Source organism: Streptomyces sp. NPDC051219, assembly GCF_040682335.1.
GTDB lineage: Bacteria > Actinomycetota > Actinomycetes > Streptomycetales > Streptomycetaceae > Streptomyces.
Genome location: NZ_JBFBAS010000067.1, coordinates 1 through 14,780, shown reverse-complemented (window position 1 = coordinate 14,780; position 14,780 = coordinate 1). Strand labels below are relative to the sequence as shown.

At 64.9% G+C, this 14,780-nt stretch carries 5 protein-coding genes and 4 pseudogenes; 5 read left to right on the top strand and 4 right to left on the bottom strand.

Features of this window, described 5'->3' with window-relative positions; translation table 11 throughout:
• Nucleotides 1-100: 100 nt before the first annotated feature.
• The 4 genes and pseudogenes from AB0M62_RS34355 to AB0M62_RS34340 form a co-directional block, all read right to left on the bottom strand.
• Nucleotides 101-895: a hypothetical protein gene (locus tag AB0M62_RS34355; protein ID WP_366078254.1), complete on the bottom strand. Its 795-nt coding sequence runs from the start codon at nt 893-895 to the stop codon at nt 101-103.
• A gap of 115 nt (nt 896-1,010) precedes the next feature.
• On the bottom strand, nt 1,011-4,970 hold the full coding sequence (locus tag AB0M62_RS34350; protein WP_366078253.1) for an RHS repeat-associated core domain-containing protein: 3,960 nt from the start codon (nt 4,968-4,970) through the stop codon (nt 1,011-1,013).
• 12 nt (nt 4,971-4,982) lie between these two features.
• Nucleotides 4,983-5,057, bottom strand: a pseudogene (locus tag AB0M62_RS34345) (hypothetical protein); the annotation flags it as partial.
• A gap of 9 nt (nt 5,058-5,066) precedes the next feature.
• Nucleotides 5,067-9,308: a DNRLRE domain-containing protein gene (locus AB0M62_RS34340; protein ID WP_366078252.1), complete on the bottom strand. Its 4,242-nt coding sequence runs from the start codon at nt 9,306-9,308 to the stop codon at nt 5,067-5,069.
• A 643-nt stretch (nt 9,309-9,951) separates the two neighbouring features.
• Between AB0M62_RS34340 and AB0M62_RS34335 the strand changes: the two genes are divergently transcribed.
• The 5 genes and pseudogenes from AB0M62_RS34335 to AB0M62_RS34315 all read left to right on the top strand — a co-directional run.
• The gene (locus tag AB0M62_RS34335; RefSeq protein WP_366078251.1) at nt 9,952-10,464 is read left to right on the top strand and encodes an MmpS family transport accessory protein; all 513 of its coding nucleotides are present in this window, start codon (nt 9,952-9,954) and stop codon (nt 10,462-10,464) included.
• On the top strand, nt 10,461-11,657 hold the full coding sequence (locus tag AB0M62_RS34330; RefSeq protein WP_366078250.1) for a peptidoglycan recognition protein: 1,197 nt from the start codon (nt 10,461-10,463) through the stop codon (nt 11,655-11,657). Before AB0M62_RS34335 ends, AB0M62_RS34330 begins: the two co-directional genes overlap by 4 nt.
• A 96-nt stretch (nt 11,658-11,753) precedes the next feature.
• Nucleotides 11,754-12,506, top strand: a pseudogene (locus tag AB0M62_RS34325) (IS256 family transposase); the annotation flags it as partial.
• 55 nt (nt 12,507-12,561) lie between these two features.
• Nucleotides 12,562-14,681: pseudogene (locus tag AB0M62_RS34320) on the top strand (ISAzo13 family transposase).
• Nucleotides 14,682-14,684: 3 nt separating this feature from the next.
• Nucleotides 14,685-14,780: pseudogene (locus tag AB0M62_RS34315) on the top strand (transposase); the annotation flags it as partial.

The following is a 14,780-nucleotide window of genomic DNA, read 5'->3' as shown; positions in this document are numbered from 1 at the left end:
CGCAGAATCCAACTCAGACCCCACCTCATCGACGGCTGCCTCACCGCCACCGGCCTGGCTTTCAACCCACCGACCCCACCCTGAAATCCTCAGTAATGCTCTACGAGTGATAGAGGACCCGCACCACAACAACATCACCGTCCAAATTCTCCAGATACTCGTCCGCAAATCTCATATATTCGAGATTCCTCGCATTCGATCTGCGTACCATTTCAATCGGAGATTCCGCCGTGCTGTTATCCACGGAATCATCAACCCATTCGCCTTCTACCGTCACGAGCGCGCCAGTAGGAAGGGCCCGACTGACCTCTCGTCGGACGAATTGTTCAATCCCCAGCTCAAGCCAGGAAACGGGATCCTGAGATTCCTGCACCACGGCGAGACCGCCAAGTATGCCAGAATCCGATACCGCTCGCACGAACGGCTGCAGCAGATACTCACTCCGCGCCTGTTGTGCGGAATACTGAGGCGATTCGATGCATCGATCAAAGAACGCGCGCAGTGAAGTAGCCTTCTCAGATTTCCGCGAAAGGCTCCACAGGTTTTCCCAGGTGTCGGATGCTCGAGCTGCCACAGAAGAGCGGTCGGCGTCAAAATCCAACAAGCGTCGAGGGCCCCCATCACAGCGCAGAGGAAACCTTTTCCGGCGATCGCCATTCCGGTATACCGGAACTCTGATCAACCGCGGATCGCAATCAAAATTCGGCAGCACCGGGAGGCCTTTGTCACCATCGCCACCGAATATATGCCACCAGTCCCACTCGCCCCGCCACTCAAATCCACCCTCGTCAGAATCCGAGTTCTGGTCGTAGGGCGCAAGAGCGGCAGTCAGGGATTCGAGAACTTTCTCAGGGTCAACCGGAGTCAAGCACACCGTGACAATGTCGGTTGCCATACACTTCACCCATCTCATAAAACGACTAGGATCAAATGGATTCTAGTACACTCCAGTCGAGGAACCTCCCCCTCCCGAATCTTTGAGACCCGGGAGGGGGAGGTTCCTCGACTTCCTATGCTACTTCTGGGGTTGAGCACTCCATCGGCCAAGGACAAACTTGATCTCCACGCACAATCCTGTATGCGTCATACCAGAGAAAGAGTTCACCGAGGATGCCAGCTCCGCCGAGTATCTTACCGCCCAGACTTCCTGCCCGACCTCCGGATTTTGGCGCCCCGCTCCCTGGAGCCCCACCACGCGCAAAGGGTGAACCAGGCGAGAGGAACGACGGCCGGGCGCTGGCTCCAATATCGCCGGTGTCGAACCCTGAACCCAGATGGAGAACGCGAACGTTCCCGTTACCCTTAAAGCGATTCGCCACTGCCGTGGCTTGCCCTCGGCTCGTGGCCGAAAACACCACGTTCTGCGTTTGATGCTTACTTCCGCCGACGAACTTATTGTTGATGGTCTTGGCTATGTTGTCGATATTCGACGATGTTGATGTTGTGTCATCGAAGGACTCGACACTGATTATGCTTCCCATCCTCCATGTCACCTTGATCATGTCGGCGGTAGTTCCGGTCACAGTCGTGGCGCCATCAGCACCAACGATTCTGGCCTTCCCTGTGATCGCATTCAGGTCGTCCTGCGGCAGGTAGCGGGAACCCGAACCTGTGAGGTGGTTGTACGCGTCACCACTCGCTGCGAGCCCCTTGTTCATGTGCGCGAGAGCGGCTCGTGAAGAGTCCGAGTCGCCATCTTGCGCCACAAGGTGCGGCACAGCGTTGTCGTCGACGTAGACCTCGCCCAACACGCCCTTAACGAAGGTGAGCGGACACCACGTGTTGTGCCCTCCGCCATCGGGATCGATCCGGTGCCCGTCGAGTTCAACGCCGCTGATCGGGTTACCGCCGGTAAAGGCGTAGCGGTTGCTGGTGTAGGGGTCGGTGCCGAGTCCCATGTCCGCCAGGGCGCCGTTGTACATATCCCTGGTGGTGAAGCGGTTGAGGCCCGGATTGTAGTCGCGGAAGCCCATGTCGTACGTACCCGAGGAGGCGTCCCAGCGCTTGGAGTTGAAGCGGTAGGGGTTGTACGCGTCCTCCGTCGGGTTGCCAGCAACGGGCTTGTCGATGCCGGTGAATTCCTCCTTGTCGTCGGCGCCATAGGCCGTGTAGCCGTAGGTCGCCTTGGTGTCGCCGTCCTTGGTGGTCAGCGTCTCGACATCGGTGTGGCTGTTGTAGCCGTAGTAGCCGTCCTCGGTCGTCCCGTTGGTGTTGTGCTTGACTTGGGAGAGGCGCTCGCCCCACGGGCTGTACTGGTACGACTTGGTCAGCGCGCCGGCGACTTCCTCGCCGAGGACCTCACTCGACAGACCGAGGTAGTTGAAGTTGGTGGTCCTGCCGTCCGCTGTCTTGGACGCGGTGCGGTCCAGCGGGTCGAAGGTGTACTTCGTCGACTTCAGCGACCCGGAATCGTCCATCTTCTGTGACTCGACGACATGGTCGAACCCGTCATACACACTCCGCTCGACGACCTTCTCTGCGGCCGTGACGGACTCCTGGCGCCCGAAGGGGTCGTAGTTGTAGGAGAACGCCGTACCCGAGGTCAGCGACGACTGCAGGCGGTTGCGGTCGTACGTGAAGGTGGACGGGACACCCTTGACGGTCTGCGAGACGACGTTGGCGTTGTCGTCGTGGACGTAGGTGTCGGTGCTCGCGCCGACGCCGGTCTTCACCGACTTGGCGAGCCGGTTGGCCGGGTCATAGGTGTAGTCGGTGGTGGAGTCGAGGTACGCCGTGCTGTTCTCGGCGTTCATCTTCCTCGCCACGTCCTGCGCCTTGTTACCGTTGGCGTCGTAGGAGTACGTGTGCGAGGACACCAGCGTGCCGTTCGGCTTCTTCTCCGTCTGGGTCTTCAGTGCTCCATTGAGGTAGTAGACGTAGTCGACCGTGTTCTTGTTGGCCTTCGTCTCTTGGAGCCTTGCTCTGCGGTCGGTGTACGTGTACGAGCTGACCTTCGGTGAGGCATCCGTGGCAGTCTTGCCGACCGAGACCGTCTTGACCAATTCGCGAAGGTCATATGTGTACTTGGAGAACTGGTCGGGGTGAGTGACCGTCTCTGGTTGGCCGTTGGCGTCGTAAGTGTACGACGTGGCCTTCTTCTCCTGGCCGGCCAGCGCCTCAGTGACCTTCTGGAATTGGTTCAGCCCGGTATAGGCGACCGTGTACGCGTCAACCTTTGCGCCGGAGGAGGTGTCGTCGATTGACGTCAGGTTGGCGTTCGCGTCGTAGGCGTAAGTGAAGGACTTCTTCTCGTTGTCGGTGTCGCCCGAGGTGTTGCGGACCAGCTTGACGCCGTCGGCGACGACTGCGCCCCCGCTGTTCTGGGATAGCTGGAGCTTGGCCGTGTTGCCCTGGGTGAAGGTGTACGAGCCCAGGGACACCCAGGTGCCGGTGGCGGCGTTCTGGTCCTTCGTTACCTCCGTAGTGGTGCCGTCGGACTTGGTGACCGTGTACTTCGCGGCCGTGGCGGCGCCAGTGACCTTCGGGTACTTGACGTAGGCGGTGTAGCTGCCGTCCTTGGGAACGTTGAGGGACCAGGCGAAGGCATCACTGCCGGTGCCGGCGGCGTGGACCTGGTGGTCGTAGCCCTGCTGGCCGCTGATGCTCCCCCTGGCCCAGGTCCCGGTCGACGATGTGTTCTGGATGTCGGAGTTGTCGACCACGACCACAGCGCTGCCGACCGGTACACCGTCGTCGGTCTTCGTCTTGAGTTTGCCGTCCGGGTAGTACGTCCAGTCCATCGTCCGCGACGAGGAGTCGTCAGCAGAGGACAGTGTACGAGCAGTTTGCTTGCCCAGGTCGTTGTAGTCGTACTTGGTGACGATTTCCCACGGGTCGGTGGACTGCTTGGTCCAGCCGTTGTCGAAGTACTCGAAAACCGTGTCGTTGCGGACCGTCTGGAAGTCCGACGGCGGCAGCGAAGTCTTCTTGACCCGGCCTACCTCGTCGTACTGCGTCTCCGCGTAGACCTTCTTGTTGTAGCGGGCGTCTGCCGGGTCGTACGGCTGGTACTGCTTCGACGGCCGGTTCAGTGCGTCATAGGCGGTCTCCGAGGTGAAGTCCTCAGCATTTGCCGTGTTCACACCACGCGGACTGATCACCTTGGTGGTGTTGCCGACCTGGTCGTACTCGAACTGTGTCGTACGGAATGTGGTCCCCTCATACGGGACCTTGATCTCCTTCTTCGCACCTCGCTCGTCATAGCTGATGAACGTGGTGTTGTTCTCGGTGTCCTTGGTCTCGACGACCAGCGAGTCCTTGTCGTACTTCCGTGACGCGATCTTGCCCGCCGTATCAGTCACTTCGGTGACTCGGTGATTGAAGTCGTACGCCGTCTTCGCGGTGAAGTCGGTTGTGTCGATTGTCGCGTTCTTCTTGGGGTCGACGACCTTCGTGACATTCCCGACGTTGTCGTACATGTACGAGATCTTGTCGTTGGCCGCGTTGACCACGCCTGTCAACTGGTAGATCTCGTCGTAGGTGTTGACGGTCTTGTAGTCGTTCGGGTCCGCCGTGGTCAGGGTGCCCTTGGGCTCGGTCGTCGTCTTGAGATTGCCGACCTTGTCGTATGTGTAGACCGACTTGCGTGCTTCCGAGGTGCTCGTATCCTTGGGTGCCGTGGCCTCCTCGACCTGGTCCGCCGCATCGTACAGCGCCGTGGACACCGCACCGTTGGGCGCGGTCGACGTGGTGACGTTGTTGTTCTCGTCGTACACCGGTGCCGGCGTTGTGATCAGAACACCCGCGGTCTGGTCCTTCGGCACCGTGCTGACCAGCGGACGGCCGAACGTGTCGTACGTCTGTGTGGTCTTCTTGCCCAGTGCGTCGGTGACCTGGGTGACCTGGCCGCGCTCGTCGTAGATGAACGACGTCGACTTGTTCAGGGCGTCGGTGATAGTTGCCGGGTAACCGGTCGGGCCGAAGTTGCTGTTCGTCGTTGGGTTGCCGTTGGCGTCGATCGCCTTGGTCATCTGACCGTACGCGTCGTACTCGTACCTGGTGGTGTAGTCGTCCGTCGTGGTGGTGGCGACGCCCTTGGGGTCGCTGACCGTCTTCAGGTTGCCGAACTAGTCATGGCCGAACTGCCAAGTGCGCCCCTCTGGCGAGACCTTCCTGAAGAGGTCGGCGGCGTAGCCGTCAATCCGGGTCTGGTACTCGTACTTCTGCGCGTTGGCGGGGTAGGTGCCGGGCGCGCAGTCGCCAGCCGACGGCAAGCCTGCCTTGTTGTTCTCGGCGTCGCGCTGCCAGAGGGGGTAGCCGGTCTTCTGGTCGTAGCAGTAAGCGGTCTTGGCGCCGTTGTCCTCCTCGAGGTACGTGACGTTGTTGTCCGCATCCCAGGTCATCTTGGTGGTCTGCGACTTGGCGTTGGTGGTCTGCACCGGACGGCCGAAGTCGTCCGTCACATAGTCCGTCGCGTGGTTCTCGGCGTCGGTGACCTTGGTGTCCGTGAACTTGCTGTTGCCGGCGTTGGCGGCGTAGGTGAAGTTCGTGGTGCCGTTCAGACGGTCGGTGATGGTCTGCGTTCGCCAGTGGTACTTCGGGTCGTCGCCTTCTTTCGGGTAGTAGTACGCCAGGTTGGTGGGGTTGGAGCGGGGGTCGGTGACCTTGACCAGCTTGACGTTCTTGTTGCCCTGCGTGGCGTGGTACTCGAAGAGGAACACCTTCGGCTGGGACGAGCCTGCACCGTCGGTGAGCTTGGTGAGCAGCTTTTCGTCGGAGTACTCGAAGGTGAGTTTGCGCCCGGAGATGTCGGTCATCGACTTGACGTGGTCGACGATCTTCGAGCTGGTCTCACCCTTGGCGTAGTACTCGACGGTCAGGGACTGCCGGCCGGCCGGGTCGGTGATGTACTTGAGGAACTTGGTCGGCTTGTTGTTGGACTTGCGCTCCTCGTAGGTGTATGTCTGCGTGTTGCCGTTCTTGTCGACAGTCGACGTCAGGTAGCCGTCGCAGCCGAACAGGAACCGGGTGCCGTCGGGGCGGGTCAGCGTCCATGCGTCCGGGGTCGGGTCCTTGGCCGGGGTGCAGTCCAGACCCGGCTTGGCGTCCACCTTGTAGTGGACGCCCGCCGGGGCCTTCCAGGTGCCGTCGGGCTGCTTACTGAAGATGTGGGTCGTGCCGTCGCCGTCCGGGAGTTTGATCTCCGTCGGGTTCGGCTTCGGGTGGAATTCCAGCGACGCGCCCAGCCGGATGGGTCCGGCCAGTTGGCCCGACCAGCCGTGGCCGAGGACGGTGTCCGAGGTGTCGAGGGTGTTGTACGAGAGGCGGGCGAAGGTGCTGAGGCCGCGGCCGGGGTTGGAGAAAGCGTTGTATGACCAGACACTGTTGCCGACGGCCGTGTTGTTCATGACGCTCGAGCCGGCGCCGGTGTTCTTGCCCGCGTACGAGTAGAACTTCTCCAGGCCGAGCTGGTTGGAGGTGGGGTCCTCCACGGCCACGTTCTGCTTCAAGCCGGGTATGCCGTCGGTGCCTGAGGCCCAGGTGTCGGCGGTCTTGTTGAACACGTCCCAGGTCAGGACGTGGTCGGTGCGCTTGTTGCCCGAGTCGGAATTGATCGGGGTCTTGACCTGTGCCTGGAGGGTGACGGAGTCACCGGGCGCCACATCGTTGGGCAGGGCTGTCTGGATCTGGTTGCCGCCGGTGGTGACGTCGGTGCCGTCCGGAAGGGCCCACTTGTAGGTGAGGACCTGGTCGGCGGCCTTCCACATCGCCGTGGTGGTGTTGGTGAGGGTGAATTCCACCGGGTAGGTGGTGTTCGGGGTCATCCGGGCCGGGGTCTGCGGCGCGTAATAGGTCGACTCGGTGGTCGAGTCGATGTAGGTGACCACGATCTTCGGACGGAGCCGCTGCTCGCTGGCCTCGGAGGAGAGGAAGACGGTCCGCTCCTGCTCGACCGCCTCGTTGGCCATCTTGACCATGACGCCCTGCTGGGAGGACGGGGTGGTGACCCAGCCCTGCGCCAGCGAGGTCACATTCCAGTCGTGGCGGGCGGGGTCGTTGGTCATCTGCCCCACCGTGGCGGCCACGGAGGCGTCGAAGTCGCCGCCCTCGGTGGTCCAGTTGGTGGTGGCGTTGGCCTTGACCCAGGTGGCTGTTGCCTCGTCGAAGTCCTTGGTGAGTGAGCGCAGCTCATAGCTTGCGCCGGACGCCTGCTGGGTGGTCAGGGTTCCCCACAGCCGTACCTTCGCGTCCAGCACCCGGGCGGTGGCGGGAATGCCCAGCGCCGGGAACTTCAGCAGGGTGCGGGTCTTGCCGAACGAGGGCGAGTTGTTGCCGACCGTCACCCAGTTCTGGGGCTGCCCGTCGGAGATGGTGTCGTGCGCAAGAGTCGACTCGGTCGACGACAAAGTGGTGTCCTGGGATGCCTCGAACACCCTGGTCGTGCGACCTGCCTTCGGCAGCCGCACCAGATGCGTCGGGGCGGCGATGACCTGCCCGTCCTTGGTCTTCACCGCGACCATGTAGTAGTACGCCCGGCCGAACGGATCCGCATCGTCGCCCTTGGTCGGTACCGCCGTGGTGTCGGTGAACGCCGTCGTCCCGGCCGCGACCGGGGAGACCAGGGTGGACGCCGACGGGTTGAACGTCTGGCTGATGCTGCGGTGCACCTGGTACTCGACGATGTCGTCGACCGTGGCGGTCGAGGGGTCCGCGTACGGGGCCCAGTTCAGCTCCGCACCGGTGTCGTGGATCACGGTGGGGGCATCCAGCGTGGTGCCCTGCCGGCCGTAGGTGAGCACCAGCTTGGGGTAGTTGACGCTCTCGCCGCCGTACCCGAACTCGGATGCCTCGTAGCGCGGGCCGCCCTTGGGCGCTCCCGCCGCCTCGTTGGCGGCCTTGATCACGAAGCCGTGGTTGGTGGTGGTGCCGTCCAGCCACCTCTGCACGGTGTCCTTCACCGAGAAGGAGTGCCACTTGTTGTAGGTATGCGCGGGCATCGACACGCCGCCCGGCTTGGTGAACCGCACTGCGTCCGCGATCACGGCGGTGGTGGTCGAGGCCGGCCCGTCGCCGAGGACGACCTTGCCCGCCGTGCCCGCCTTGAACGGGTGGGCGCCCAGCGGCTTCCATATGCCGCCGGTGCCGGTCTTCTGGTCGACGGTGTAGGCCTTTGAACCGCCGTCGTAGGTGAGGGTGTACGGCGCGGCAGTGGACCGGTCGTCGGCCGGGATCACATGCGCGTCGACCTGGTAGATGCCGTCCTCGGGAAGCTTCGGCTGCCAGGTGTAGGTGTCACCCGCCACCGAGTCCTTGTTGTACAGGTAGTCCTGGTTGACCGCGTACTGGGTGAACGCCGCGTTCCCCGACGCGGGCCAGGAGCCCACGGCCGCGGTCTTCCCGGCGTCCCCGTCGTCCACCTGCGTGGTCGAGCCGGACAGCTCACCCACCAGAGCGTTGGCGCTATTCCAGGTCGCCGTAGCCTCGTCCCAGGCGCCGGTGGCACGGTATGCGCCCAGCGCTACCGGGGAGCCGCTGGTCACTCCGGTGTGTGTCTGGTCGTAGTACATCTGCAGCCGGGCGTCGTCCAGCTTCGTGCCCGCCGGCACTCCGGACAGCCCGAACTTGATCAGCGTCCGGGCGGCGGCACCCGCCGAGTCGAGGCCCGCCGACAGCCGCCAGTCCGAGAACGTGGTGTCGGCAGCGGACGACAGGATCATCGTGTCCTGCGCCGTGTTCGGCGTCGGCGCGATCGCGAGCGTCGGATCGACGGTGACCGGATACTGCCGCTCCGGCGCGGCCAACCACTTCGCGTCCGGAGTGACCGTCAGCTTCCAGCCCTTGCCGTCCCGAGAAAGCTTCTGGGTCACCTTGTTGCTGAAGGTGTACCCGTACGGCGAGTCCGGGTCCTTCTCCGCGTCCGTCATGAACGCGGCCGGGATCTCCAGCACCGGGTGCTTGGCCTCGCCGTAGAACCGGAGCGAGCCGTCCTTGCCCGCCTTCGGCGTCAGCCCACCCGCGTCCAGCGTGAAAGTGAACGACACCCGACCCGCAGGCCGTTCGGCCAGGACGATGTTCTCCTTCACGCGCCCTGGACCGACCTGGTACGACAGGTCCGCCCCGGCGACCGCGTCCTTGTACGTGACAGTGTTGCCCTTGGCCGTCGGCGCGAGCTTGCCCGCACCCTGCAGACCCAGCGTGACCGCATGCCCGTCCGCCGACTCAAAACGCAGCAGCTGCCGCGCATCCGATCCGAACCAACTACGGGCGGCGTTCGTGGTATTGGCGAAGGCGAAGCCCTCACGGGCGGTGGCCGTGACCGTCGGATCGACGTCCTTCCACGATTTCCCGGCCCGGTAGGCCGTCGGCACCGCCGACACCTCGGCCTGCACCCGCCCGTCCGACAGCTGCCAGTACCGGGCATTGGCGGTACGCCTGCCGGTCAGCTCCTTGACCCGCTTCGCCTTCGGAGCGACCTTGCCCTTCGGCAGCTTCTCCCGGCTGGGCAGCGCCGGAGTCCCACCGGTCGTCGGCTCCTCGGGCCCGGCCGCCTCCCCGTCGTCCGAGAACCAGCCTTGGAAGGCCTCGACAATTCCCTGTCGTCGCCTTCCGAAACCGTTGAGGCATAGGCCATTTGTGATGGCAGCATGGTGCTCGCCAGCGCGGTCACCGCGAGGCAGGAGACGAATCTCCCGTATCTCACTTTCAAACCAATCCCTTTCCTCGGCTCCATTCCCCGCTGGGGAACAGGGCACGCAGATCCGGCCGGCCGGGTGAGTCCCGACCGGCCGTTCGTCTGTGCATCGCTGCAGGTGAGTGGGGGCCACACAGCGGCGCCCGGGTAATAGATCACGCGCATGACATGCCGTCAACCACATGCAAGTTACTAGACAGTTGGCATGTGAAATTAGGGGATGCTACGCCCCTATTCATCCACTCACTTTCGCCCGGACGCAACGCCATGGGGTATAACCGCCTGGTTCACGCACTCAGCGCATTCACCGGAGGACCCGCATGGCTGCGACGGATACGCCCGAAAACGCCGAAAGCCCCGAACCGGAGAATTCGGCGCCCAAGGCCGGCTCCAAGGGACTTGACCGGTCGGGCATCGTGATCGGCGTCGTGTTGCTGATCGCCTGCGGCACGCTCATCGGCTACGGCGTACTCGACACGGAGGACAAGCCCAAGCCCCGCGCGGTACCCACCGCCGAGGTGACGTACGAGGTGCTCGGCGAGGGCACCGCCGACATCTCCTACCTCGGGGCGGGCGGGAGCACCCGGGCGAACATCGCCAAGAACGCCCAACTGCCCTGGAAAAAGACGGTGAACGTGCCCATCGGGAAGGCCCCGATCGTCAACGTCACCCTCGGCGAGAAGGGCGGCCAGGCCAGCTGCACCCTCACCATCCGCAGCCAGCAAGTCCAACAATCCACCGCCTCCGGCGAGTTCGGCCGCACCACCTGCAGCGCCGAACTCACCAACACCCAAGCACCTGTAGCACCCGAAGCCCTTGAAGGAGCCCAGTGATACCGCACGCCTTCCGCCGTACGGCCCGCGTCGCGGCGGCGGCCGCCGCCGCTCTCGCGACCGTCGGCCTCGCCTCCCCGGCACCGGCCGCTCAGCCCTCGGCCGCGGACGGAGTGCACAGCATCGCCCTGCACGGCTCCGGCACCGCGCAGCAGACATTGTCCGCGCGCCGCACCCCGGCGTTCAGCATGCTCGGCATCACCTGGACCGATCCACGGGCCCAACTCGGCGGCAAGGCACAGGTCCGCATCCGAGACAGCGTCACCGGCGCCTGGTCCGAGTGGCGCGAACTCGACTTCGATGTACGGACTCCCGAGGTGGGGCCGGACAGCGTTGACGCCGACGTGCGCGCCGGTACCCAGCCGCTGTGGACGGGGCCGTCCGACGGCGTGCAGGTCCGGGTGACCGGGCAGCACGGCAAGCTGTCCATGCTGCCGGACGGGCTGCGTGTGGAGCTGGTGGACCCGGCCGGCGCCGGCGACACCCCCGCCGCGCGCACGGCGCACACATCACCGCAGTCCACGTCATCGGCATCCGCGTCCATGACGGCCGCCGCCGCGGCGGTGAGCACGGCCCCGCAGCCGGCCGTCACCCCGCGCTCCGGCTGGAACGCCGACGAGTCTCTGGTCAAGAGCCCGCCGACGTACACGACCAACACCAAGGCCGTGTTCGTCCACCACACCGCGGGCACCAACGACTACACCTGCGCCCAGTCACCGGAAATCATCCGCGCGATGTTCCTGTACCACGTGCAGAGCCAGGGCTGGAACGACATCGGCTACCACTTCCTGGTCGACAAGTGCGGCACCCTCTTCGAGGGCCGCGCGGGCGGCATCGACAAGCCGGTCCTGGGCGCGCACGTGTACGGCTTCAACACCGACACCTCCGGCGTCGCCGTCCTCGGCAACTACAACGACGCGCTCTCCACCCCCGCCGTGCAGGAGGCCGTCGCCGGGGTCGCCGCCTGGAAGCTCGGCCTGTACGGCTTCGAGGCGTCCAGCACGGTGGTGCTCACCGCGGCCGCCGACAACGGCAAGTACACCAAGGGCCAGAAGGTCACCCTGAACCGGATCTCCGGCCACCGCGACGGATACCCGACCGAGTGCCCCGGCAACAACCTGTACACCGACCTGCCCGCCATCCGCACTCTCGCCTCGGCCGCGGGAGTGTCTAATCAACGGCGGATCTGCTGATCATGGGAGAGACGCCAAGTGAGTGAGACGACGATCGTGCACGAGCCCGGCGAGGGGTCGGTCGGTGCGGCCACGTCGGACGAGCAGTTGATCACGATGCTGGTCGACCGTGCCCGGAGCGAGGGTCTGCAACTGACCGGTGAGGGAGGGCTGTTGCAGCAGCTGACGAAGCGGGTACTGGAGTCCGCTCTGGAGGGCGAGATCACCGATCACCTCGGCTACGAGAAGCACGAGGCAGCCGGGAAGAACAGCGGCAACAGCCGCAACGGCAACCGGGCCAAGACCGTCCTGACGGACGTCGGACCGGTCGAGGTCAAGGTGCCGCGCGACGTGGCCGGCACCTTCGAGCCGCAGATCGTGAAGAAGCGGCAGCGCAGGCTGACCGGGGTGGACGAGATGGTGCTGTCCCTGTCCGCGAAGGGTCTCACGCACGGGGAGATCTCCGCACATCTGGCAGAGGTCTACGGGGCCGCGGTGTCCAAGCAAACCATCTCCACGATTACCGACAAGGTGATGGACGGCATGGCCGAGTGGTCCAACCGTCCGCTCGACCGCGTCTACCCGGTCCTGTTCGTGGACGCGATCAACGTGAAGATCCGGGACGGGCAGGTCGCGAACCGGCCCGTCTATGTGGTGATGGCGGTGACCGTGGACGGCACCCGCGACATCCTCGGCATCTGGGCCGGCGACGGCGGCGAGGGCGCGAAGTACTGGCTGCACGTGTTCACCGAGCTGAAGAACCGCGGCCTGGACGACGTGCTGATGCTGGTCTGCGACGGCCTGATGGGCCTGCCCGACGCGGTGGAGACGGTCTGGCCTCGCACAATTGTTCAGACCTGTGTGGTTCATCGAAGCCGTCAAGAATCAACACGTTGCTTCGCAGGGGCGGTCTCGTTGATGCGGTATGCGAATATCCGACGAAGTTCGCGGCCAACTGGCACGACGGTTCGAGGTCTTGCTTCCGCATCTGAACGAGCGTCAGAAGCGGCTGGCGCTGGCGACCGAGGCCCGACTGCTCGGCCACGGAGGCGTACGACTGGTCGCGCGCACGGCCGGGGTCAGCGAGACGACCGTCCGCAAAGGCGTCTTCGAGCTCGAGGCCGGGGACGAGCCCCTGCCCGAGGGACGCGTCCGGCGCCCCGGTGGCGGGCGGATGCGGGCCGAGGCCGTTGACCGGCAGCTGGTTCCGGCGCTGATGGCGCTGGTCGAACCGGATGAGCGCGGTGATCCGATGTCGCCGTTGCGCTGGACGACGAAGTCGCTGCGGCGCCTGGCCGCCGAGTTGTCCCGGCAGGGGCATCGTGTGACCGCGCCCACGGTAGGGCGCTGCTGAAGGAGCACGGGTTCAGCCTGCAGGGCACCGCCAAGACCCTGGCAGGTGATCAGCATCCTGACCGGGATGCGCAGTTCCGCTATATCAACGAGCAGGTCAAAGAGCACCAGGCCGCCGGCGAGCCAGTGGTCAGCGTGGACGCGAAGAAGAAGGAACAGCTGGGGCTGCTGCCGATGGCCGGACGCGAGTGGCGGCCGGCCGGGCAGCCCGTCGAGGTCGAAGACCACAGCTTCTTCGCCGGTCCGAGCGTCGAGACGGTGATTCCGTACGGGATCTACAACATGACCGCGAACACTGGCTGGGTGAGCGTCGGGGTCGACCACGACACGGCGGCGTTCGCGGTCTCCTCGATCCGCCGCTGGTGGCAGGCTCGCGGCCAGCACGACTACCCCGCGGCCTCCCGGCTGCTGATCACCGCGGACGCCGGCGGGTCCAACAGCTACCGGTACCGGCTTTGGAAGGCCGAACTGGCCGCGTTCGCCGCCGAGTCCGGGCTGACGGTCACGGTATGTCACTTCCCGCCGGGTACTTCAAAGTGGAACAAGATCGAGCACCGGTTGTTCTCGCACATCACCACGAACTGGCGCGGTCGGCCCTTGACCAGCCACGAAGTCGTCCTCAACACGATCGCCGCGACCACCACCCGGACCGGACTGCGCGTCGAGGCCGTCCTCGACCACGGCGCCTACCCGACCGGCATCATGGTCAGCGGCGACCAGCTGCAGACCCTGCCGATCACCGCACACGCCGACCACGGCAAATGGAACTACAGCATCGCCCCGGCCGGCGGCACGGTCCCCGCACCACGCGCCGACGAACGCGCCGCGGCCCGAACGCACACCATGCAGATGCTCGCCGACCCTCGCCTGACCGGCATGACCACCAGCGAACTGGAGGCGCTGCGGGCACAGTTGGCCCCCATCCAGGAAGCCCAGGCCGAACAGCGCCGTTACGTGCTGCGTGGAGGCCGGCGCGTCGCCACCACCGGCCGCAGCCGAGCACTGCTGTCAGACGCGGACGAAGTCCTGCTCACCGTCGTCTATCTGCGGCAGGTCTGCCCGCAGAAGGTGCTCTGCGACCTGCTCGGGATCAATCCGGTCACCATCGGCCAGGCCATCAAGACGACCCGGAAGCTGCTGGACGAACAGAAAATCACCATCACGCCGACCGTCGTGCGCTACTTCACCCACGCTGAGGACCTCCGCGCCTGGGCCACCGGCGCCGACCCCGCCGGGCCCGCCCCGGCGACATCCACCCGTCACTCACTCACCGACCCGGCGCTGACCGGCATGAGCCGCGAGGCGCTGCACGCCCTGCTCGAAGAGCTGATCGTGCCCTACGCCGCAGTGATCGAACAGCGCCGTCACCGCCAACGCGGCGGCGACCGCCGCCTGGGCACCCGAGGCGGCGTCTTCCGGCAGAAGATCACCGACGGTGACCGGATCCTCGCCACCATCCTCTATCGACGCCGCGTCTGCACCCTCAACGTCCTCGCCGAGTTGTTCGACATCAGCCGCAGCACCCTCTGGAATGCGATCAACGACGTCCTGCCGATCCTCGACGCCCACCACGTCACCATCGCCCCCGCCGAGCACCGGCACGCCACCGCAGCCGACCTCCTCACCTCGGCCGACGAGTCACATCCGGAAGATCACAGGGGCAGGGCCGATAACCAACGTGTTGATTCTTGACGGCTTCATCTCCTGCGGAACAGCTTCCGTTACGCGGCCCGCCAGGACTGGGACAAGATCGCCAAGGCGCTCAAGCCCGTCTACACCGCTCCGAGCGAG

Bases quoted from the DNA above. Each gene is read 5' to 3' on its own strand.
- AB0M62_RS34355 (WP_366078254.1), bottom strand. From the start codon at position 895: ATGGCAACCGACATTGTCACGGTGTGCTTGACTCCGGTTGACCCTGAG.
- AB0M62_RS34335 (WP_366078251.1), top strand. From the start codon at position 9,952: ATGGCTGCGACGGATACGCCCGAAAACGCCGAAAGCCCCGAACCGGAG.
- AB0M62_RS34350 (WP_366078253.1), bottom strand. From the start codon at position 4,970: ATGACCAAGGCGATCGACGCCAACGGCAACCCAACGACGAACAGCAAC.